Annotated in this window: 21 protein-coding genes and 1 tRNA gene; 21 read left to right on the top strand and 1 reads right to left on the bottom strand. The window is 49.1% G+C overall.

All coding sequences use genetic code 11. From position 1 onward, the window contains the following. Positions 1-180 precede the first annotated feature (180 nt). From BQ5453_RS05840 to BQ5453_RS05830, 3 genes are all read left to right on the top strand, one after another. Positions 181-2,157 carry a heavy metal translocating P-type ATPase gene (locus BQ5453_RS05840; protein WP_071122483.1) on the top strand — a complete coding sequence of 659 codons (1,977 nt, stop codon included), beginning with the start codon at positions 181-183 and terminating at the stop codon, positions 2,155-2,157. Between the two features lie 279 nt (positions 2,158-2,436). Next, positions 2,437-2,521 (top strand) — tRNA-Ser (locus BQ5453_RS05835). Positions 2,522-2,821: 300 nt separating this feature from the next. Then, positions 2,822-4,042 (top strand): site-specific integrase, encoded by a 1,221-nt coding sequence (locus BQ5453_RS05830; RefSeq protein ID WP_007756657.1) that lies wholly within the window; start codon positions 2,822-2,824, stop codon positions 4,040-4,042. A 121-nt stretch (positions 4,043-4,163) separates the two neighbouring features. Here the strand turns inward: BQ5453_RS05830 and BQ5453_RS05825 are convergent, their stop codons facing one another. Further along, the gene (locus BQ5453_RS05825; RefSeq protein WP_235860039.1) at positions 4,164-4,379 is read right to left on the bottom strand and encodes a hypothetical protein; all 216 of its coding nucleotides are present in this window, start codon (positions 4,377-4,379) and stop codon (positions 4,164-4,166) included. 1,033 nt (positions 4,380-5,412) lie between these two features. On the opposite strand from BQ5453_RS05825, the gene BQ5453_RS05820 reads away from it, so the two are divergent. The 18 genes from BQ5453_RS05820 to BQ5453_RS05735 all read left to right on the top strand — a co-directional run bounded on the left by BQ5453_RS05820 (position 5,413) and on the right by BQ5453_RS05735 (position 21,315). Next, on the top strand, positions 5,413-5,802 hold the full coding sequence (locus tag BQ5453_RS05820) for a hypothetical protein (protein ID WP_071122898.1): 390 nt from the start codon (positions 5,413-5,415) through the stop codon (positions 5,800-5,802). A 133-nt stretch (positions 5,803-5,935) separates the two neighbouring features. After that, positions 5,936-7,531, top strand: coding sequence for a relaxase/mobilization nuclease domain-containing protein (locus BQ5453_RS05815; protein ID WP_071122482.1), 1,596 nt, complete (start codon positions 5,936-5,938; stop codon positions 7,529-7,531). Positions 7,532-7,856: 325 nt separating this feature from the next. Beyond that, the gene (locus tag BQ5453_RS05810) at positions 7,857-8,732 is read left to right on the top strand and encodes a ParA family protein (RefSeq protein WP_071122481.1); all 876 of its coding nucleotides are present in this window, start codon (positions 7,857-7,859) and stop codon (positions 8,730-8,732) included. A gap of 40 nt (positions 8,733-8,772) precedes the next feature. Beyond that, positions 8,773-9,231 carry a hypothetical protein gene (locus BQ5453_RS05805; RefSeq protein WP_071122480.1) on the top strand — a complete coding sequence of 153 codons (459 nt, stop codon included), beginning with the start codon at positions 8,773-8,775 and terminating at the stop codon, positions 9,229-9,231. Continuing rightward, a complete protein-coding gene (locus BQ5453_RS05800; RefSeq protein ID WP_071122479.1) occupies positions 9,212-9,808 on the top strand; it encodes a MarR family transcriptional regulator in 597 nt (198 codons plus the stop codon). The genes BQ5453_RS05805 and BQ5453_RS05800 overlap by 20 nt, the downstream gene beginning before the upstream one ends. An 8-nt stretch (positions 9,809-9,816) precedes the next feature. Continuing rightward, positions 9,817-10,470, top strand: a complete 654-nt coding sequence (locus BQ5453_RS05795; RefSeq protein ID WP_071122478.1) for a hypothetical protein — start codon at positions 9,817-9,819, stop codon at positions 10,468-10,470. 213 nt (positions 10,471-10,683) lie between these two features. Further along, complete coding sequence (locus BQ5453_RS05790; protein WP_071122897.1) at positions 10,684-10,995, top strand: DUF4134 domain-containing protein; 312 nt, start codon at positions 10,684-10,686, stop codon at positions 10,993-10,995. A 29-nt stretch (positions 10,996-11,024) separates the two neighbouring features. After that, complete coding sequence (locus BQ5453_RS05785) at positions 11,025-11,315, top strand: DUF4133 domain-containing protein (protein WP_071122477.1); 291 nt, start codon at positions 11,025-11,027, stop codon at positions 11,313-11,315. Between the two features lie 16 nt (positions 11,316-11,331). Further along, entirely contained in the window at positions 11,332-14,172 is a 2,841-nt protein-coding gene (locus BQ5453_RS05780; protein WP_071122896.1) for a TraG family conjugative transposon ATPase, read from the top strand. Continuing rightward, positions 14,160-14,897: a hypothetical protein gene (locus BQ5453_RS05775; protein WP_071122476.1), complete on the top strand. Its 738-nt coding sequence runs from the start codon at positions 14,160-14,162 to the stop codon at positions 14,895-14,897. Before BQ5453_RS05780 ends, BQ5453_RS05775 begins: the two co-directional genes overlap by 13 nt. A gap of 14 nt (positions 14,898-14,911) precedes the next feature. Next, entirely contained in the window at positions 14,912-15,610 is a 699-nt protein-coding gene (locus BQ5453_RS05770) for a hypothetical protein (RefSeq protein ID WP_071122475.1), read from the top strand. 25 nt (positions 15,611-15,635) lie between these two features. Beyond that, the gene (locus BQ5453_RS05765; protein WP_200800565.1) at positions 15,636-16,277 is read left to right on the top strand and encodes a DUF5045 domain-containing protein; all 642 of its coding nucleotides are present in this window, start codon (positions 15,636-15,638) and stop codon (positions 16,275-16,277) included. Between the two features lie 30 nt (positions 16,278-16,307). Next, positions 16,308-17,456: a TraJ family protein gene (locus tag BQ5453_RS05760; protein ID WP_071122473.1), complete on the top strand. Its 1,149-nt coding sequence runs from the start codon at positions 16,308-16,310 to the stop codon at positions 17,454-17,456. Between the two features lie 18 nt (positions 17,457-17,474). Beyond that, the gene (gene traK / locus BQ5453_RS05755; RefSeq protein ID WP_005938437.1) at positions 17,475-18,071 is read left to right on the top strand and encodes a conjugative transposon protein TraK; all 597 of its coding nucleotides are present in this window, start codon (positions 17,475-17,477) and stop codon (positions 18,069-18,071) included. 21 nt (positions 18,072-18,092) lie between these two features. Further along, positions 18,093-18,584, top strand: a complete 492-nt coding sequence (locus BQ5453_RS05750; RefSeq protein ID WP_071122472.1) for a hypothetical protein — start codon at positions 18,093-18,095, stop codon at positions 18,582-18,584. Continuing rightward, complete coding sequence (locus BQ5453_RS05745) at positions 18,584-19,822, top strand: conjugative transposon protein TraM (RefSeq protein WP_071122895.1); 1,239 nt, start codon at positions 18,584-18,586, stop codon at positions 19,820-19,822. The genes BQ5453_RS05750 and BQ5453_RS05745 overlap by 1 nt, the downstream gene beginning before the upstream one ends. A 134-nt stretch (positions 19,823-19,956) precedes the next feature. After that, the gene (gene traN / locus BQ5453_RS05740) at positions 19,957-20,829 is read left to right on the top strand and encodes a conjugative transposon protein TraN (RefSeq protein ID WP_071122471.1); all 873 of its coding nucleotides are present in this window, start codon (positions 19,957-19,959) and stop codon (positions 20,827-20,829) included. A 12-nt stretch (positions 20,830-20,841) separates the two neighbouring features. Continuing rightward, entirely contained in the window at positions 20,842-21,315 is a 474-nt protein-coding gene (locus BQ5453_RS05735) for a hypothetical protein (RefSeq protein WP_071122470.1), read from the top strand. Positions 21,316-21,339 lie beyond the last annotated feature (24 nt).

Raw genomic sequence — 21,339 nt, 5'->3', positions numbered from 1 at the left:
GGTTGGTGCATGACAGCGCATAAAAAGTGCTCTGACGGAGGGATTGGGCGCGCAAATGGGCGTGTAACACTTACGCTGAAGTGGACACCTGGCACACTTCCCCACCCCGCTTTTGCAACCGGGTTGCAGCCCGCGGGACGTACCTTTGCAGTGTAATTTCAACTAAATACACGCAACATTATGTGCAACAAACATCATCACGAACATGGCCACTGCCATGATAACGAAGGTGGCTGCAGCTGTGGCTGTCACCACCATCACGAAGAAAACGAAGCCCCCATGTGGCGCGCACTGCTGCCCATGGCGGTGGCTGCCCTGCTGCTCATTGTGGGCATTGTGGCCAATCCGCTGCCTGCATGGCCTTGGGCTGTGTTTGCGCTGGCATATCTGCCCGTAGGGCTGCCCATACTGAAGGAGGCGGGCGAGGAGATAGCCAAAGGCGACATATTCAACGAGTTTACACTGATGGTGCTGGCCACAATCGGGGCTTTTGCCATTGGCGAATACCCCGAGGCGGTGGCAGTGCTGCTGTTTTACTCGGTGGGCGAATATTTTCAAGACCGTGCTGTGGGACGCGCCAGACGTGACATTCAGTCGCTCGTCAACCTGCGTCCCGACACAGCTATTGTGATTGACCATGACGGCCGACGCACCAATGTAAAGCCCGAAGCCGTGGAGGTGGGCAGCGTGATTGAAGTGGTGGCCGGCGAACGTGTGCCGCTCGACGGCACACTGCTGACTGAACGGGCCGACTTTGACACCGCGGCACTCACCGGCGAGGCCGAACCGCGCAGCATTGATGCGGGAGACGAGGTAGCGGCCGGCATGATTGCCATTGGACGCGTGGTGAGGGTAAGGGTACTGCGCCCTTATGCCAAGAGTGCCTTGCAACGCATCATGACGATGGTGGAGGACGCTGCTTCGCGCAAGTCGCACGCCGAGATGTTTATCCGCCGCTTTGCACGTGTGTACACGCCTGTGGTTATTGCGCTCGCGGCCTTGATTGCGCTTGTGCCGCCACTGCTGGCGGGGGGCACGGGGTGGGCCATGTGGCTGTACCGCGCCCTGGTGTTTTTGGTTATTTCGTGTCCGTGTGCCTTGGTGGTGAGTGTGCCGCTGGCCTACTTCAGGGGCATCGGGGTAGCCTCGCGCATGGGCATACTGTTCAAAGGGGGAAACTACCTTGATGCGGTGGCGCGCCTGAGCCATGTGGTGTTTGACAAGACGGGGACTCTCACTACCGGACAGTTTGTGGTGAGCCAGGTGACGTGTGCCGAGGGGGAGACCGTTGGGGCTGACAACTTGCTGAGAATGGTGGCTGCCGTTGAACGCAAAAGCACGCACCCGGTGGCCCGTGCCATTGTGGCTGCGGCCGACAGCAAGGGGGATACACTGGTCAACGCAGCCAACGCTTTGGTGGCCGACATGGTGGAGGAGGAACCGGGCCTCGGACTGCGGGGCATGGTGGCCGGCCACGAACTGCTGGTGGGAAAGGCGGCGCTGCTTGAGGCGCACGGCATTGACACTGACAAGACGGAGACGACCACTGGCGACACCATGGTGTATTGCGGCATGGACGGACACTATGCGGGTATGATTGCGTTGGGCGACCAACCGCGTCCCGAGGCTGCCAAGGGCATTGAACGGCTGCACGCATTGGGTATCAAGCGCACCTGTGTGCTGTCGGGCGACCGCAGCGCGGCTGTGGAACGTTTGGCGCAGACGCTTGGTGTTGACGAGTGGCACGCCGACTTGCTGCCTGAGGGCAAGGTGGAGCAGATGCAGCGCATCAAGCAGCAGTGTGCTGACACGGGCAAGGTGGCCTTTGTGGGCGACGGCATTAACGATGCACCTGTATTGGCCATGAGCGACGTGGGATTTGCCATGGGAGGTGCTGGCAGCGATGCCGCGGTTGAAACGGCCGATGTGGTGATACAGAGTGACAATCCCTCGCGTGTGGCCGATGCCATTATGATTGGTCGGCGCACGCGCAGCCTGGTGCGTTACAACATTACCTTGGCGCTTGGCATCAAGGTAGCGGTTATGTTGGCTGGTGCGTTGGGGTATGCCAGTTTATGGGCCGCCGTTTTGGCCGACACGGGTGTAGCCCTGCTTTGTGTGGCCAATACCTACGCCATTCGCAGCGGCAGCAGATAATTTTCTTGCACGCATTCCTCCCCCTGTTTTGTGGCGCACAGCTTACAGCCGCGACTTGCCAGAACATTCAATATCATTGTGAGCAAAAGCAAGCCCCCAATTACGAATTTGACCATTTCGTAATTGGGGGTAACTTGATAGAAATTTTATACTTCATGACTCTCGCTTTATGGTTTTCGCAATCATCGTTCAAAAAATAGCCTGTCAAATGTTTGGCAAATTATGAAATAATACTTACCTTTGCACTCGCAAACACGAAAAGACGACCATAGTTTGCATGGAGAGATGGCAGAGTGGTCGAATGCACCGGTCTTGAAAACCGGCGTACTGCAAGGTACCGGGGGTTCGAATCCCTCTCTCTCCGCTGAAACAAAAACGAAGGACTTCACAAAAGCCTTCAAAAAGTCATTCAAAGCATCGTATATCAGCTGATTACGGTGCTTTTTTATTTTTGCGCCCCAACAAGGTGAAGGCCTGAATGTAGGGTTTAGCCTTCAAAGTTCGGTCATTATTTGCTACATTTACTGCTACACTTTGAAGACCCCTCAAAAAAATGTAGCAGTGACCGAAAAATGAAGCCCATTTTGAAGCCTATAAAATCATTGATTCATAACTGATTATGTAGAACTTTGTAGCCATGGTGCTACATTAAATTTGAGTCGTTATGAGAATGATTTTTAAAGTGTCGTACTATGTACGTTCAAACTACGAAAACAAGCAGGGAAAGTCTCCCTTGATGATCCGGATTTTCCTGAATGGTGAAATGCTGAATGTCGGTTCTTCCGGTATCTACATTGACAAGAAGCTATGGAACAATTCCACCAACCGGGTAAAGGGGCGTGGAAGCGAATCCTTGAATCTGAATGCTCAGCTGGACAACATCTCAAATTCGCTGCAGATGATTTTCAAGAAGCATGAATTTGACGAAGACCTGACCCTTGACAAAATCAAAAGTATCTTTTTGGGCAAGAATAAGGTCAAGACTACGTTTGTGGAGTTCTATGACAAGTATCTGGAGGACATCAAAGCACAGGTTGGTGCAGGTAAAAGCATAGCCTTGTATCACAAATATTCGGCAGCCCGAAGCCATTTTGTGAATTTCCTCCATGCCAAATACGGCAGAAAGGATCTCATGCCGGGTGAACTGACGCATCTGATTATCCATGATTTTGAAATATACCTGAAGACAGTGGTTTCCCTGAAGTCAAATTCGGCTACCAAGACGCTCAAATTCTTCAAGACCGTAGTTATCTTTGCCCAGAAGTGCGGTGTGATGACGCACGACCCTTTCTTGAACCACCACTTTCACCTGGAACCGGTGGATCGGGGTTTTCTTACGGATGAAGAAATACAGCGCATCATGCAGAAAGATTTTGAGATACCTCGGCTTGAAATGGTGAGGGACGTTTTTATCTTTTCCTGTTTCTGTGGGCTTGCCTACATCGACGTGGCTCACCTGACGCAGGAAAATATCATCACCCTTGATAACCGTCCGTGGATTATCATCAACCGTCAGAAGACCAATGTGCAGAGTAATATCCCTTTGTTGGAGATACCTCAAATGATTCTTGACAAGTATAAAGGAAAGACTAAAGACAACAGGCTGCTTCCAGTCCTGTCAAATCAAAAGATCAATGCTTATCTCAAAGAGATTGCTGACCTTTGTGGAATCAAGAAACGTCTCAGCTACCACCTTGCACGTCATACGTTTGCAACGATGTTGCTCAGCAAGGGTGTTCCCATTGAGTCCGTTTCGAAGATGCTGGGACATACCAACATTAAAACAACACAAATCTATGCGCGTATCACCAACAAGAAAATTGAGCAGGATATGATGCAAGTCGCCGACAAGTTTGATGGCTTCAAAAACTGTTTCATCAATTAACCGACTTGCTTCTGTTCAATCCTTACTTCGAGGGAAAAGACCCGTTACACCTTTACCAAGCCGTATCATTCCAACAGGAAGATACGGCTTTTCCCATATTATACCTTTCCTCATGCCACTTTTATCCGTCCGAATGCTGCCGGAACAGACTGCCAGAAATAACCAGCACAAACGCAAGCGTCACCAGCTTCCATATCAAGACGAAAGTTTTCTTTACCAGCCATAATGCCAACCGCAGCATTACGCGAATAAGCCAAAGTGCAAACCGTATCAGCAAACCAATAAGAATGCAGACCGGCAACATATATATAAGGAGCAACAGTTCAAACATGGTCATCTGTTTTTTAGTTATAAATAATCTCTACGAGGTAGATTGTTATTACCAAATATACTAAAAATCAATGAAATACGCAAGGATTTATCTTCGTTTTATTCGTACCTATACATGCTTTTTCAACCTCTTTTTCTGTATTTGATGACCATGAACTCTGTGCTTGTCAAGCATTGTCATCCTGCAACTTTGAATACCATGCTGATATGCCCGAAGTTTTGAATGTCCAGAATGTGTAGGTTCTACAATACGATTACACCTTATTCTTCTTTTCCCTTTGGGTTCAGTTCCATAATAGCCGGTATCATTGTTCTTTTTCTCCTTCTATCACAGAACGCATGTTTACAGATTTTCATTGCTGAATGCTCTTTTCCTTGTGCTGTCATGGCTATTTGGATGATAAGCAAATAAACATAGGTTGAATAAAGACTGATGCCATAGTTATATATCCTATTGTCTTTCAGCTAATGCTCACATGGCAATATGATTGCACATTCTTCTGTTTACAGATTTGTTGTTCCTCTATCTCTTGTTTCACTCATTATGAAAACTGTGCAACACCAAGCAAACAAACGCAGGATGATGCAGCCATGTAACTGGCATGCCTCCGACAGCTAAACTTCAAGCCTTGTTTCTATAGCCACATGAACAACCGTCGGTTTTTACTTCATGCTTTGTGAACATTTCACCATGATATGGATGAACAAGGAGTCAATGAACAGGAACTTGGGAAACCTTTGAATGCAAGTCACAAGAATGCTTGATACACAGGTGAATTTAACAGAAGATTTTCTCTCAGAAAGATGTTGTGCATTTTTGCGCTTCGCAAAATTTTGCGGTAATTTGGGTCTGAAATCATCCCGGAAGAAATCGAACTGCGTTGCATATGGAGCCAAGCAAGTTGTACCCTTGTCATTACAAAACAAGTTTTGTCCTCACAAGGGTAACTTGCCGACTGCCGTGCAGCGGAGCGATGTGCATCGCTGTTTCGCTTCGCGAAATAGGTGTCCGGGAATCCGAACAACTAAAGTTATGGAATATGAAGAACCAGCGTACCAAAGTATTTCAGTTGCGGCTTACAGCGGACGAACTGTTGAACCTGAAGGAAAAAGCAGTTCCCTACCAGTCCGTGAGCAATTATATCCGCAAAGCTGTTGAAGAATTTACCCATGTGGATGTCAAACAACAGATTGAGATGATGCAGGACTTGTGTGCATTTTACCGAAAGTTCCAGAACGAACTGTCCTGGGCTGGCAGCAACCTGAATCAGTCGGTCAGACGGGTCAACGAACTGGCGGTTGCTGGACTGCTGTCACCCGGTTATGTGAATGAAGTCTTGCTCCCTTCGATTCAGGATGTACAGAACATCTTGAAAAGGATAAAGGATGACTTGGAAACTTTGAACAACAGAACACGGCTGATTAAGTAAAGGTAAACGGATATTTTGTATTTGGGTGTGATGAATAGACTAACCTGTATCCAGTTTTACAAGCGACCGGGATTTTTAGTCTGTCTGGTCCGCAACCCCAAGTTTCATGAGTCAGCAAACAAATATATAAATTATGATAGCAACCATACTTCCCGGAAGTGCAGACTTCCATGCAGTCGGTTATAACGAACACAAGGTCTATAAAGGAGTGGCCACCCTGCTGGAGATGCAGAACTTCGGTGGACTGGATACCTCGGAACATCCGACCGCCAAACAGCTGGTGCAATTTCTCCAGTTCTACAGTTCCCAGAACAGCCGGATTCAGAAACCGCAGTTCCATGTAGCCATTTCCTGCAAAGGGCATGAAATGTCGGAACAGCAGTTACTTGATTTCGCGCACCAATATCTGCAGGAAATGGGGTATGCCGAGCCCGGACAACCCTGGCTCATCTATGCACACCACGATACAGACAACACTCACTTGCACATTGTGACTTCGAGAGTGGCGCCCGACGGTCGTAAGATACAGCATGACCATGAACGCAGACGCTCGCAGGCGGTCATTGACAAGATACTCGGTATGGACCGGCAGCAGAAAACAGACAAGGACATCGAGGCTGCCAAGCAGTACAGCTTCTCCTCCTTTGCCCAGTTCAAGGCCGTGATGGGAACCATGGGCTATGAAGTCTTCCAGAAAGACGGGAACGTCTTCGTCAAGCAAGGCGGCCGAATCCAAAAGAAACTCCCCCTGACAGAGATTGAAGCCCTGTTCAAGAAAGGTTATCAGGACAAGTCACGCAACCGACAGCTGAGAGCCTATCTGAAAAAATACCGGGACGTATGCGCTAACAAAGAGGAACTACAGAAGGAAATGAAGAAGAACTTCGGAGTGGATGTGGTCTTCTTCGGAAAGAAAGACAAACCCTATGGCTATATGCTGATAGACCATGCCAACAAGACGGTCATTCATGGGGCCAGAGTCCTTGCCGTAGAAGAACTGCTGGACTTTGCTACTCCCGAACAACGCTTTGACCGGATAGAAGCATTCATAGACCAGCTGCTGACCCTCAATCCCAAGACCACTCAGGGAGAAATCTTCCAGAAACTCAAGAAACAGCGTGCCTATATAAAGAAAGGTGTCATCTACTACGATGGCAAGAGCAGACCCTTGCCCCCTTTCATGGCCAAGGCCATTGACCGCAACAACCGCATCAGCTTCATCGAGAAGTTCCGCCCTACCAATGACGCGGAAGTGGACTTGCTCTGTAAGGTTTTCAAGGTGGACCGTCCGGATCTGGTGGACATCTCAACAGAACGTCCTCCCAAGTATGCCGATTCCGTCGGCCGAATGCATGAAATCTTCAATGATCCCGAAATGAAGTCCCCCCGCAGTGCCATGTACCAGGAAGGCTTCATCATCCGTCAGGTAGATGATACCTACTATGCCATCAACTTCAAGGAGCATATCCTGATCAACCTGAATGAAGAAGGCTTCGATGTGGAACGGGTGAAGAAGAAATCCAAAAAGCAGAAGCGCCAGGGGGTGCCGTTCAAGAAGTCCAAGAAGAAGACGCTCAATCCGGTCAAGAGTCTGCAACGGAAGTCTCATCAAGGACTGGGCAAACTCCGGAAAGAAGGAGAAGGCAGTCACAGCGCCAACCGCGAATGGGAGGTTGGAAATAAGACCGACTACAATGATGTAGATGATGGACGTTCATTAAAGATGTAAGGAGCTTTTGGTTCTTTGCGGAAGAAGGAAACACTTGCTTACGGGAAAGTAACATTGTTTTAATCATGCAGATAAACGAATATTTATTAAACAGGCTATGGCTATAATCCGTAACCGGACAACCAATGGGGACCACTATTTTTTTGAAAGACTTTCATGGGACTGCCTACTGCAACCAATTCGGGCATATAGATTGAAAAACTCAGGTTCATCCGACTTATTTACCCATGTTTCTGCAATCTCAAGCACATTGATGTTGTGCATTTAGGTTTTCAATATCTCTGCACATATTTTTGCTTGCAAATTTAATTCAAGTAAAAACGACATGATACAGTCCCCTGTCATAGTAACCTTTGCCAACCAGAAAGGAGGAGTCGGAAAGACTACTCTTTGTGTGACCTTTGCCAATTACTTGGTGACGAAAGGTGTCCGTCTGGTAATAATCGACTGTGATTTTCAGCACTCGATTATGAAGTGCCGTAAGACAGACCTTAAAAAATATGGAGAGGAACAGGTGCCTTACGAAGTATGGGCTTATGAACCGGATGACAAGACGGCCATGACCTCCCTGATTGAAAAGTTGCATAATGATCCGGAGATTGATGTGGTGCTTATGGATTCACCGGGAAGTCTGAAAGCGGAAGGTCTGGTCCCCATGTTTGTCAATTCAGATATCATCGTTGTTCCTTTCCACTATGATCTGGTGACCGTTCCTTCCACAGCCAGTTTTCTGCTTTTTCTTGACAGACTTCGTCAGGTAGTTGGAGACCGTATGAATGCACAGCTCTTCATCATTCCCAACCTCAATGACAACCGCGTAGGAAAGCGCTCAGAACTGATACTTTGGGACAATACACGGGAAACGTTTTCTAATTACGGTTATGTAACCGGGAAAATACCGAAGCGTGCTGATATGGAGCGGTTCAGTACAGTGGCTGCACTGGATATGCAGATTCGTTATGTTGGCAATGTTTTCGACAAGATCTATTTCAGCATTTTCGGCAAGGTAACTCCAGTGAGGGAGGTAAAGCTTACCGGAATACAACTGACGGATAATCTTAATCAGAAAATAGGCAAGAAAAAAAATCGGGAAGAAGGTGTTACACATATTGCCATGGATGAAGATGGAAATGAAGAAGAACGCGAAGCAGGAGGTCTGTCTGCTGATACAACCGATAAGGAAGAATCGGAATATGAATGACGAGATTAAATTTATCAGTAACCATCAAATAACATAGCGCATGAAAAAAGACATTCCGGAAATTGGTGACTTGACACAAGGCATCAATGATTCTGACATTATCCTGACGCACGAGTTGCCCGAAATGTTGGAAAAATCATCCGGCCTCCAGGATCGGACGAATGATACAAGTGAGAAGAAAACGGAAACTGACGGAGAACCTATCCTTCTTTCTCCCTCAAAGGAGGTGGAAGATTATTGGACAGGATTTCTGAAAAATTTGGAAATTTCCGATGAAAGTAATGTCAAAAGCGAACGACTGGTATGCAGGCTAGACCGGGATCTGGCAGACTCGCTGGATGACTGCAACATCCATAACCGCAGCCGTTCGGATATGGTCAATGCCATTGTCCGTACATTCTTTGATATTTACCTTCTACAGCTTGTGCCGTTTCGCAGAGAAAAGAAATCATTGTTTACAAATTTCAATCAGAAAGATTATGAGAAAGAAAAGAACTAATTGGACAGAGCAGAAGATTGCGGTTCTTATCCAGCTCTATCCCATAGAAACAACCCCGAGAACCGCAGAGATTTTGGGCATGTGCGAACGTGCTGTAAAGGAAAAGGCCCGTAGCTTGGGGCTGAAGAAAGCGGTCAAAAGCCGTTGGATGGAGCATGCAGAATATGTACGCAATCATTTTGCTCACCGGTCTTATGCTGAGATAGGCAAGGAATTGGGAATTTCACGGGAATATGCCCGGCGCATTGCTGTTAGAATGGGATTGAAGCGTACTGCGTTGGAGGATTTTAAGGTGCTTTCACGAATCCATTCCGACATGATGCGGAGGGAAAGACGCAGGGTTATATTCGGGCTGAGTCCGATCACCCGCATTAAGGTTGTGTCCAACCGGGCACGGGTAAGACTCCGTTCATGGCTCAAGTCCAAAGGCTACATTGCCGGAGAGGAATACGGCATCCTTTATTATACGGATGACCTTCACCGGATTCAGGAATCAGAACTGAGAGGAGCCAAACTGGGCTTCCGTTTTCTGCCTTATCCGTCAGAGGAAACCCTTGTATTGTCAAACCTCCTATAACTACAGCTATGACCTACGGACAAGTAATCTTAATCCTCTTTGTGGTCTTGATAGGCTACTACGGCTTTCTGATATTCATGGACATCCAGCACCTGAAAGCAGCCGAGGCGGCAGCGCAGGAGAATCAATCCGAAGAGGAAATAGACATCACGGATGAAGCCCGTTCCTTCCAGCCCCAGCAGGTGACCCGGGACGATAAGAAGAAGGAAGAGGAAAAGAAGCAGGAAGAAGCAGGGAATGAAAATGATTCCAACACGGATAAACAGCAGACAACATCTGATGAACAACCGAATGAGAATGCTTCTAAAAGTGGTGAAGATGTTCTCGTTTCGGAAGAAACATCTTCAACTGAGAATCCTTCATCCGAAACAGGATCACAGACTCAATTTGCTGAGCCTGATAATAAAGAAGAAATATCTTCTTCAGAAGCTACTGATGAAGATGAAATTGAAGATACTTCCAATGCAGATGCCGAAACAGCCCCATCGGAAGCTGGAACTTCGGCCGGATCTAACTTCTCACCGACCTACCGGGAACCCATCCTGACAGACGGTATTCTGGTAGATGACATCTTCAAAGCCATCGACCAGCTGGCCGAAACCGGTGAATGTGACCTGGGTACCATTATCTATCACTGCGAAAGCATGCGATATGCCGGGTAATACACCAGATACTACTTGGACGAAAGTCCACCGTTCCTTTAGCGACCTCTGATACTTGAATGACCTCTGTTTCTTTGGCGACCTCTGTTCCTTTGGCGATGAAATCCATTATCAAAGAAATATACAATGAAACAATTCAATCAACTTGTATGCGGAAACCCAAACATCTTCCGCTCTATCCAGCGTTTTTCTGAAAAAGCAGTCAACCGCCTCATGGTCTGCAGTGCGGCACAGAAATGCCTCATGTTCATCTTTGCCCTTACGATATCGGTCGGTGAAGCGATGGCAGGCAGCAAGGGGGCCGCAGGTTTTACCAAAGCCACGCAGGAAGTGAGTTCCTACCAGACTCCGGTGTCAAATTTGATGAAAGCGATTGCGGCCGTTATTGTGCTTGTAGGGGCGTTTAACGTCTACTTCAAGATGCAGAACGGTGACCAGGATGTCAAGAAAACTATCATGCTGACGATTGGTGGCTGTATCGCATTTATCGCTCTTTCTGAGGCTCTTCCGCTCTTCTTTAAGTAATCCAATCTGTCAATATACTATCCGGAATTATGACGATGAATCAAGAGGGTTATCCCGTTTTCAAAGGCTTGCAGAAACCGCTGGAGTTCATGGGCATACGCGGTCGTTTTCTGACTTTGGCAGCAGCGGCCATCGGTGTGTCGTTCGTGGGTTTTATCGGTTTCTCCATCGCCTTGGGAAAGCTTGCAGGGTTCATCGCCATGCTGGTGATGGCAGTGGTCGGATTGGTCACCATTTACGTCAAGCAGCGTGGCGGTCTCCATAACAAACGGCGGGCAAAAGGTATCTATGTTTACAAGAATCTGAGACGCAACTCGTAAAATAAAATGAATGATTATGGCACGTACCAAGAAAAGAATATTTGACGGCCTTTATGCGCAGCTGGAGGAAACGGACGGCAATGTCGTCCTTTTTTCAGCCAAGGGGGAACCGTCGGTTATTTTCGAGATAACCAATCCCGTGCAGCAGCTCTGTACCGATGCGGAGCAGTACATGCTCTTTCAGGATGTGCTCTCCAATGTGGTACAGACGCTCGGCGAGGGTTATGCCCTGCAGAAACAGGACGTGCTCTGCAAGCAGTCCTACCACCATGAGGTGCCGGAGGATGCGGAGTTCCTGACCAAAAGCTACTTCCGTTACTTTGAGGGAAGAGAATTTACGGAGATACGTACCTACCTTATCCTCACGCAGGAGGTGCAGCGCAGCCAGTTCGTGCAGTACGACCCGAAGAAATGGCTGGACTTCCATTCCAAGGTTTCCAAGGTGAGCGACATCCTCAAGGAGAAGAACATCAAGCACCGGAAACTCAGTAAGACGGAAGTCGATGAGTATTGCCACCGCTTCATGGCCTTCCAGTTCCGGCATGGCCCGTTCTCCATGACCAACTTCAAGGCATCAGACGAATATCTGAAAATTGGCGACCGGGTAGTCCGTTCTTATCCGCTGGTGGATATAGACGAGATTAACCTGCCTTCGCTGGTGAAGCCCTACACACAGATGAACATCAACGGCTACGGCATCGCCACGGATTTGTTCTCTTTTCTGACGAGTGTGCCCCATGCCGATTGTGTGGTGTTCAACCAGGTGGTACAGATACCGAACCAACGGAAACTGCTGAGAAAACTCCAGGCCAAAGCCAAGCGTCACGGCTCCATGCCCGACCCGAGCAACAAGATTGCCAAGGAGGACATCGAGGAAGTGCTGGACCGCCTGGCGGTGGACAGCACGCAGCTGGTCTATTGCAATTTCAACATCCTGGTGAGCTGCCCGGCAGACAAGGTCACTCCGGTCACTTCCTATCTGGAAACCAAACTGTATGAGTGCGGCATCATGCCGTCCCGTACCGCCTACAACCAGTTGGAATTGTTTACAGATAGTTTCCCGGGAAACGGCTATGCCTTCAATCCGGACTATGACCTGTTCCTTACTTTATCTGATGCAGCTTTGTGCTTCTTCTTCAAGGAACACTTGAAAGGTTCGGAAGATACCCCGCTGACTACCTATTATACCGATCGCCAGGGGCTGCCGGTATGTATTGACATCACGGGGAAAGAGGGCAAGGTGAAGATGACGGACAATGCCAACTTCTTCTGTATCGGACCGAGTGGCAGTGGTAAGAGCTTCCACATGAACAGCGTGGTCAGACAGCTGCTGGAGCAAGAGACGGATGTGGTTATGGTTGATACGGGCGACTCCTATGAAGGTATCTGCGGTTACTACAAGGGCACTTACATATCCTATTCCAAGGAGAAGCCCATCTCCATGAATCCTTTCAAGGTAACAAAGGAAGAGTATGACTTGAACTTCGGGGAAAAGAAGAATTTCTTGAAGTCTTTGATATTCTTGATATTCAAAGGAAACGACTTTCCAAGTAAGATTGAGGACATGCTCATTAACCAGACCATCGTGGAATACTACGAAGCCTACTTCCATCCCTTCACCAAGTTCACCAAAAAGGAACGTGAAGGGTTGAGACAAAAGCTGTTGGTTGCCTCCAAGATGGAAGAAGACTACGACAAGTTTTCCCACAGTATGGAGGACATTGATGCCCAGATTCAGGATGCTGAAATGGACAAGCAGGCGGAAAGCAAGGCACTCATGCTTCCTGCAGAAGCCCGGCGACTCAAACTGCTCCGTCAGTGCCGTTCGCTCTATGCCCTTGCCCAAGATGAAGCTGCCAGCAAAGGGGAAAAGGAACGTGCCCTGCAGATTATCGAGAACTACAAGAAGGAACTCTACAACAACTCCATGCTTATCAAGATAGACAAGCAGATAGACCACATCGAGGAACAGAAACGCAGACTGAAAGTCCGTGAACTGTCCTTCAATTCCTTCTATGAGTTTGCCCTGGAACGCATTCCGCAAATCGTGGCACAGGAGAAGATTCAGTTCAACATCCGCGACTTCGCAGCTATCCTGAAGCAGTTCTACCGGGGAGGCGAACTGGAGATGACCCTGAACTCCGACCTGGACGTGAACCTCTTCGATGAGCAATTCATCGTCTTCGAAATCGACAAGATTAAGGATGACCCCGTGCTTTTCCCGATAGTTGTCTTGATTATCATGGATGTGTTCCTGCAGAAGATGCGCATCAAGAAAGGACGCAAGGCACTCATCATCGAGGAAGCGTGGAAGGCGATTGCTTCACCCACCATGGCAGAATATATAAAATATTTGTACAAAACGGTCAGAAAGTTCCACGGCATTGCAGGTGTCGTTACCCAGGAGTTGAACGATGTGATAGATTCGCCCATTGTGAAGGAAGCCATCATCAACAACTCCGATGTGAAGATACTGCTCGACCAGACCAAGTTCAAGGACCGCTACGAGGACATTGCCGCCATCCTGGGACTGACCCCCATTCAGCGGCAGCAGATATTTACCATCAATGCCCTGAACAACCGGGAAGGACGCAGCTACTTCAAGGAGGTGTGGATATGCCGGGGACAAAACTCGGATGTGTACGGTGTGGAAGAAGCACCGGAATGCTACTGGGCTTACACTACCGAACGCACGGAAAAGGAAGCCCTCAAACTCTATCTGGCCCACTACGGAACCATGCAGGAAGCCATCACGCATATCGAGGCGGACCGCAAACGGGACGGTGGCCATAAGTATCTGGAATTTGCCAGAAAAGTCAATCAACATCAAAAAGTCATGTCATTATGGTCAAGTTAAAATTTGCTTTTTTAGTCATGTTGTTTCTTACAGCATCTATTCAATCATTTGCAGGTTGGCGTGTAGTTGTGGACAAGAACTGCATCAAAATCGTATCGTCCAACCTTGCCGCCCAGAAACTCATCGAGGAACAGCACAATGCCCGGCTGGACACCATCGCCGCCAAGCAGCAGAAGGTGGAACTCTATTCGGTCAGCATGGCCACGATGAAGGAACTCTACAAACTGTCGATGCAGAACATCTCCGGCTTCGGTACGAAGAGCCTGTACTACAAGGAAATCGGCAGCTGCGCCTTCGACATCATCCGGAATGTGCCGGAACTGATAAAGACGGTCAGCAAGGCGAAGTTCACCAACCAGCTCTACTGCCTGACGGAATTGGGAGGGCTGGTGATGGAAACACAGCAGCTGGTGGGCAACTTCGTAAACATCGTGAACAATGCGAGGATTTCCAATCCGCTCAAGGGAGAAGGCACTGCCGAGAAGAAGAGCGACGGCTACAACATGCTCGACCGCTACGAACGGATGTCGCTGGCCAACTCCATCTACACCCACATGAATGAGATCCGCTACAAGGTGGACGGCATGATGCTCATGGCACAGTATGCCACGCTGAATGACCTCTGCTTTGCTATCGACCCCGAGGGATGGGCCAACATGGTCACCATGAAAAACCATGTGGACGGACTGGTATCGGACTGGAACGGACTAGTGGCTGCTAACTAAAAGATGAAAAAGCTATGGAACACTGGAAAAAGAAATTGGGCGCAGTCTGTCTGGTATTGTCCCTTCTGGTGCCGGGTACGGCCACTGCTGTGGTCATCCCCAAGGATCTGCCGACCATTGAAGCGCTGATAGCCCTGCACAAGTGCATCAAGAAGGACGAGGACCAGGCACTGGGCAGAGTGGTCACCAGCTTCGGGGAACAGTCGCTGGTGACGAAAGGTGCCAACAAGTTCAACGAGGTACGGACCACGCTGAACACCAAGATGAGCAATGCCCATTCCTATCTGGTACTGGCCGGAGCCATTTCCTCTACCGCCAACTCGCTCTACATGCTGGTGAAGGAGTACAAGGACTTTACCTCCAACACTTTCAAGCATGTCAAGAAGAAGCCCTTTGTAGGCTGGTACTATGCCGATGCCAACGTGGCGATAGCCCGGGAAGTGCAGCACTGCTACAAACTCTATGCTTCCGTGGCCGCCTCGGGCATCAACCTGATGAAGGCTTCCATGGACGAGAAGCTGAATCTGGTGATGACGCTCAAAGCCACCATCGACAAGGCCCGCTACATCGTGGACAATGCGAACCTCTACTGCTTTCTCATCACCGACTGCGGCTGGAAGCCCGACTACATCTGGGAAATACTCAACTCCAACGTGAAGGACGAGATAGCAAATCGTGTCATCAATCAATGGAACAAAGGATATGCGGTATAGAATTTTATTACTCTGCTTGCTGGGCATGACGATGGCTTCCGGTCTGCATGCCCAGCGAAAGGCCAATGATAAGGAGAAACAGCGGCAGTGGCGCTCCATGGAGAACGGCCCCTGGAATTTCGCACCGGACTGGTACTATTTCTTCCTTCATAAGAAATACTCGGGAGCGGAAATGTACTGGAAGTGGGCAGGATTTCAATCCGGCTTCCGGGTGCGCTTCAAGGAGCACAAGTCCAACGTGAAACGCATCATGCCCACCCGGGTGATGGCGGAAGAGACCCAGCGGCAGAAAATCAAGAAAGTGGAGGAAGAGCGGCAGAAGATGGAGGAACTCTATCAGGAGGAACTGCTCCGCGAGGCAGACCGCAACGTGGATCTGATGTTTCCTTCCTACAAGGACGAGTTCAACCGGATGCAGGACTGTATCACCGACGGACTGCTCTACTGCATGCAGAAAAGCAAGGGCAAGCTCCAGTACCAGGTGGACGAACTGAGCCGTCAGAATGAAATCCTCTGTGCCGACATCGCCTACATCCACAAGATGGGAGTCGGTTACGGACTGGAGAATGCCAAACGGCAGAAGGCTTACGAGGAAGCCCGGCAAAAGATGGAGGAACTGGTCAAACGGACCGCCAACCTCTGTGCAGTGGCTTCCACACACTATTAAAAGGATTATGTAATAAAAATAGAATGAAATATGAATCTACTGTTAGTACCATTAACCATCGGATTGCCTGCCATTGACGAGAGTCTGGACAAGCTGCTGGTCGCCATGGAAACCTTTCCCAATGTGGCGGTGCTGGGTGATGCCGTCGGACTGGCACGCATCATCGGCTTGCTGCTGGCGCTCTGTGTAGGCTCCTACGAATGCTGGATGATGATGCTCGGACGGCGCGGCATGGACGTGATGAAACTCCTGCGCATCATCGGCATTTCCATCTGTATCTCTTCTTCCTCGTGGATCTGTCAGGCCCTGCAGGTTCCCGGCAAAGGACTGGAAACCGCTACCAAGGCCATGGCAAAAGCCAAGAACAAGGAAGTGGCCGCTTTCGAGCTGAAGGTGGCACAGAAACAGAGTGAATACCTCGACCGCCTGCGGCAGGTACAGGACTCCATTTCCACCGCCCAGCAGGTAGCCGCCATCGGACAGGATGCTGCCTGGTGGGACAAACTCATCTACAACGTGGAGAATCTGGGCAACACCATCAACAACTATGCGCAGCGGGCAGCGGTGGCGGCTGAAACCAAGATGAGCGAATGGATCAACGATGTCATACGCTTTGTGGGGGAACTGATATTCCAGATGTCCTACTACGGCATTCTGGTGGCGCAGCGCATCTTCATGGCCATCATGATGATTTTCTGTCCCATCATGTTCGCCCTGTCTCTGGCTCCGCCCTGGAACTCGGCCTGGAGCCAGTGGATGTCGAAGTTCCTTTCCCTCTCGCTGTGGGGCTTTGTCACCTATATGTGCATCTACTACATTGACTTCATCCTGCTCTATAACCTGCAGCAGGACCTCATAGCTTACAACCACCTGCTTCATGGTTCGGTAAACTCCTGGGAACAGATCGGCGCACTGGGACTGCAGGGTATCGGTTCCAACTGTATGTATGCCATGGGGATGCTGGTGGGTGCCTATATCATCCGCTTTGTGCCCGAAGTGGCTTCCTGGCTAATTCCGGGCGGTGTCAGCTCCGGTGCAGGTTCAGCAGCCGGCAGTACCGTGATGGGCATGACAGCAATGGCAGGAGGTATGGCAGGAAGTGTGGTCGGCTCTGTAGCCAGCGGTGCCGCTTCTCTGGTCAGACCGGGCAAATCCAAGAACAGCAACAACAAGAAGTAATCACTCAAACCATTCCCTATGCTTATAGAATCCTTAGCACAGAAAACGAAACTCGCCCTGATGACGGTGCTGGCCACGATAGGTGGCTGCACCCTCATCTGCGGGTTCACCGTCTGGTGCTGCATCTCGCTCGTGACAAAAGAACGGGAGCAGATTTACATACTGGACGGTGACATTCCCTTCCTGGCACAGCGTGCCCAGTTGGAAGCGAACTTCACGATGGAAGCCAAGGCGCATATCCAGCTCTTCCATCAGTATTTCTTTAACCTGCCTCCCGACAACGACTACATCAAGTGGACGGTCGGCAAGGCAATGTACATGGCAGATGGTACTGCCCTCAAGCAGAAGCAGGCATTGGATGAGAACGGATTCTATTCCGACATCATCTCCTCTTCAGCGGTGTGTACCATCATGTGTGACTCCATTCAGTTCGACGAACACGAACGGAAGTTCACCTACTACGGAACGCAGCTCATCAAGCGCCGTACCCGGGACTTGAAACGCTCCATGGTTACTACAGGCTACATCGAATCAGTCCCCCGTACCCGAAACAATCCGCACGGTTTGATGATCACGAACTGGAGGACACTGGAGAACAAGGACCTCGATTACTAACATTTAGAGAATAAGTACCCCATGAAATCATTTAGAAAGACACTTCAGGAAAGCAGGCTCAAGACGCATCACTTGATACGCTCCTGGCTGCAACCCAAGTTGAGAGCCGTCGGCACCAGATATCGCCTGGCAGGACGCATCCGTCTGGCCAACATCTGGGCAAGGAAGCATCCCAAACGCACCTTTGCCTATGTCACCGGTTCGCTCTTTTTCCTGCTGGCAAGTACCGTGGCTATTGACAGCATGACCTTGTCAGACAAACGTGAGCCGGATGTCAGCAGCATTGCCCAGTTGGAACCCATCTTTTCCGGATTCCGTACCATTCAGACAAACAAGAGCGTACACCGTTCCACGCTAACAAAGTTGACCCATGAAGGGCAGTTGCTTAGGGAGGAACTGGACTCGCTCATTGCAATACCGCGTAAAAGCCATCAGGACTCCATCCACATCGTACAAAGTTACAACCGGCTGGAATCCATCGTCAAATCACTTCAAAACAATGACCATCCATGATCAGAAAAATCAATTTCAAACAGCCCAAGTACATCTTCCCGTTGGTGGTGTTCATTCCCCTGTGTGCCCTGGTGTACTTCGTGATGCAGACCTTCGGAGGCAGCGAGGACGCCCAACAGACGGTTGCCACCGACCGCATCAATACGGAACTGCCGCAAGCCAATGCGGAGGAAGCCGGAGATAAAATGTATGAGATGTCGCGCCGCTTCGGGGACGAAGATGCCTTCACTGCGATTGGTGCCATCGGTGAAGAACAGAAAGAGAACGAGGAACTGGAGCATGGCTACAGCGAAGACGAACTCAACAAACTGGATGCAGCAGAAGCGGAACGGCTTCGTCAGCAACGGGAAATGGAGGAACTGGAGAGGTCGTTGGCCGAGTCCAGAAGACACATCAACTCCTTTGCATACGGGGACAATGCTCCTGGCAGTACAGGAAACTCCCGTACAGGTCAGAGAGGCAATCCTTCCGGAACATCCGAAGGCTATACCTCACAGGATGACTTCGCCCGTGACCTGGAGGAAATCCAACGCAGAAGTTACGAGCGCCAGAAGGCCATTGAAAGCGGATTGGGTATCGGTCGCTTTGACCGGGATGAGTTGGCTGAGAAACAAAGTACTGATTCCATCGCCAAAGTCCGTCAGGCTGAAAAGGAACGCAACCGCCCCAAGCTTGTTATCAAATCCGGTGATACCAATGCGGAGAAGTTCCACACGGTAACATCCCCCGATGATGTAGCTGAAGCCAAGTTGATTCGCGCTATGATTGACCAGACCACCAAGGCAAAAGAAGGAACCAGACTTCGTTTCAAGTTGCTGGATGATATTACCGTCAGCAACACCAAGTTGAAGAAAGGCACCTATCTCTATGGTACAGTAACAGGCTTCGGACAGCAGCGTGTGAAGGCCACGATTACCAGCATTCTGGTCGGTGATAAGTTCATCAACGTGAAGCTTTCAGTATTTGACAATGACGGCATGGAAGGGTTCTATGTACCGGAAAGTTCTTTCCGTGAGTTTGTAAAGGATGCCAGCTCCAGTGCCGTGCAGCAGAACATCAACTTCCAGTCGGAAGATGGCTATGGTTCCGGTATCTCAGGTGAAGCCTTGGCGCTGCAAGCCTTGCAAAACGTCTATAACTCAGCTTCTTCGGCCATCTCGTCCAACATACGCAAGAATAAAGCGAAAATCAAGTACAACACGATTGTGTATCTGATAAATTCGGAGGAAGCAAGGTAAAGGTCAAGAATGAAAATAGGTAAACTATCTTACTAATCACAGAGTAAGTAAGGTTACAAGTAATAGAGTAAGTAAGTTTACAAGTAACGGAATCAACAAATAATCAAATCAGTAAATCATAAAAATTACCTAATATGAAAGCGAAATTATTTTTACTTTTCTTCGGTCTTCTAGGTTTTGTCGTACAGGCTGCAGCCAAGGAGAAGATCTACGTGAACAGTGAGGTCACTACCCACATCGTCATGCCAGAAAACATCAAGTTGGTGGACATCTCCACGACCAAGATTATGGGCAACCAGTGTGCCGACAACATGGTACGCATCAAGCCTTATCTAGAGCAGGATTCAGTGAAATCAGCGTTCAGCGAGAATGAGCTCTTAGGCACCATCACCCTGATTGGAGAGCGCCATATCGCTCAGTATGACGTGGTTTATACCCATTATCCCAGCATGGCAGCCTCCATTTTTGAAGTGGCCTATAGCGATACCCAGTCCTATATCAACCCCGAGGTGTCGATGCCCAAGGCCGAAATGGTGCGCTATGCGTGGGCGGTGTATGGCAGCAAACGCAAGTACAACCAGGTGGTGTCTAACGCCCATGGCATGAAGGCCATCGTCAACAACATCTATACCATCGGTGACTATTTCTTTATTGATTATTCGTTACAAAACAAGACGAAGATAGCCTACGACATTGAGGAACTCCGCGTGAAGTTGACGGATAAAAAAGAGACCAAAGCCACCAACTCGCAGACCATCGAACTGACACCGATTTACTCGTTGAACCCGGTCAAGAAATTCAAGAAGAATTACCGCAATGTGCTGGTGATTGAGAAGCTGACCTTCCCGGATGAGAAGGTACTCCGTCTGGAAATCTCAGAGAACCAAATCAGTGGCCGTGTGATTACGCTCACCATTGAATACGAAGACATCCTCAATGCCGATGGCTTTGATTCGGACATTTTGAAGAACTCTTCGTGCTATCCATACTATTACATTTACCGTTAAAACCTATCCGATATGAAGAAGATTTTAATGATTATCTGTTGTGCGTTTGCCGTGCTTTCGGCATCCGCACAGGACAAGAAACTCACGCTGAATGCCGGTTTCCTGTTCCCGAATACCTTGAATGCGATGATTGGTTACGAGCATCCGTTGAGCTATGGCAATGCCGTGGAAATCTATGGTGAAGTGGGGAATCATTGGCAAAAACCCACATGTTGCCGATTCTGGAAGGGCTACTATTGGGATGGCGGATTGGTCTATAAGCAGCGACTGGTACGTTACAAGAACGGCATGCTCCGCTTCCGTTTGGGGCCTCAGTTCGGTGCCACCCAGAAGAAGTTCTTCCTCGGTGTGGAAGCCGGCTTTGAATACAGCTATGTCTTTCAGAACGGCTGGGAGTTTTCGCTGATCCAGAAGAACAACGTCAACTTCCTGCATGGAGATACCTTCCGCAACGGACTCTTACTGGGTGTGAAGATTCCGTTCTGATTATCGTTTAACGTGTATTTTAAA

This window comes from Prevotellamassilia timonensis (assembly GCF_900106785.1).
Lineage (GTDB): Bacteria > Bacteroidota > Bacteroidia > Bacteroidales > Bacteroidaceae > Alloprevotella > Alloprevotella timonensis.
The sequence above is the reverse complement of the archived record's forward strand: the minus strand, read 5'-3'. Positions and strand labels throughout refer to the sequence as shown.

Coding starts and splice junctions, on each gene's coding strand:
- BQ5453_RS05840 (WP_071122483.1), top strand. CDS start 181: ATGTGCAACAAACATCATCACGAACATGGCCACTGCCATGATAACGAA.
- BQ5453_RS05830 (WP_007756657.1), top strand. CDS start 2,822: ATGAGAATGATTTTTAAAGTGTCGTACTATGTACGTTCAAACTACGAA.
- BQ5453_RS05825 (WP_235860039.1), bottom strand. CDS start 4,379: ATGACCATGTTTGAACTGTTGCTCCTTATATATATGTTGCCGGTCTGC.
- BQ5453_RS05820 (WP_071122898.1), top strand. CDS start 5,413: ATGAAGAACCAGCGTACCAAAGTATTTCAGTTGCGGCTTACAGCGGAC.
- BQ5453_RS05815 (WP_071122482.1), top strand. CDS start 5,936: ATGATAGCAACCATACTTCCCGGAAGTGCAGACTTCCATGCAGTCGGT.
- BQ5453_RS05810 (WP_071122481.1), top strand. CDS start 7,857: ATGATACAGTCCCCTGTCATAGTAACCTTTGCCAACCAGAAAGGAGGA.
- BQ5453_RS05805 (WP_071122480.1), top strand. CDS start 8,773: ATGAAAAAAGACATTCCGGAAATTGGTGACTTGACACAAGGCATCAAT.
- BQ5453_RS05800 (WP_071122479.1), top strand. CDS start 9,212: ATGAGAAAGAAAAGAACTAATTGGACAGAGCAGAAGATTGCGGTTCTT.
- BQ5453_RS05795 (WP_071122478.1), top strand. CDS start 9,817: ATGACCTACGGACAAGTAATCTTAATCCTCTTTGTGGTCTTGATAGGC.
- BQ5453_RS05790 (WP_071122897.1), top strand. CDS start 10,684: ATGGTCTGCAGTGCGGCACAGAAATGCCTCATGTTCATCTTTGCCCTT.
- BQ5453_RS05785 (WP_071122477.1), top strand. CDS start 11,025: ATGACGATGAATCAAGAGGGTTATCCCGTTTTCAAAGGCTTGCAGAAA.
- BQ5453_RS05780 (WP_071122896.1), top strand. CDS start 11,332: ATGGCACGTACCAAGAAAAGAATATTTGACGGCCTTTATGCGCAGCTG.
- BQ5453_RS05775 (WP_071122476.1), top strand. CDS start 14,160: ATGGTCAAGTTAAAATTTGCTTTTTTAGTCATGTTGTTTCTTACAGCA.
- BQ5453_RS05770 (WP_071122475.1), top strand. CDS start 14,912: ATGGAACACTGGAAAAAGAAATTGGGCGCAGTCTGTCTGGTATTGTCC.
- BQ5453_RS05765 (WP_200800565.1), top strand. CDS start 15,636: ATGACGATGGCTTCCGGTCTGCATGCCCAGCGAAAGGCCAATGATAAG.
- BQ5453_RS05760 (WP_071122473.1), top strand. CDS start 16,308: ATGAATCTACTGTTAGTACCATTAACCATCGGATTGCCTGCCATTGAC.
- traK (WP_005938437.1), top strand. CDS start 17,475: ATGCTTATAGAATCCTTAGCACAGAAAACGAAACTCGCCCTGATGACG.
- BQ5453_RS05750 (WP_071122472.1), top strand. CDS start 18,093: ATGAAATCATTTAGAAAGACACTTCAGGAAAGCAGGCTCAAGACGCAT.
- traN (WP_071122471.1), top strand. CDS start 19,957: ATGAAAGCGAAATTATTTTTACTTTTCTTCGGTCTTCTAGGTTTTGTC.
- BQ5453_RS05735 (WP_071122470.1), top strand. CDS start 20,842: ATGAAGAAGATTTTAATGATTATCTGTTGTGCGTTTGCCGTGCTTTCG.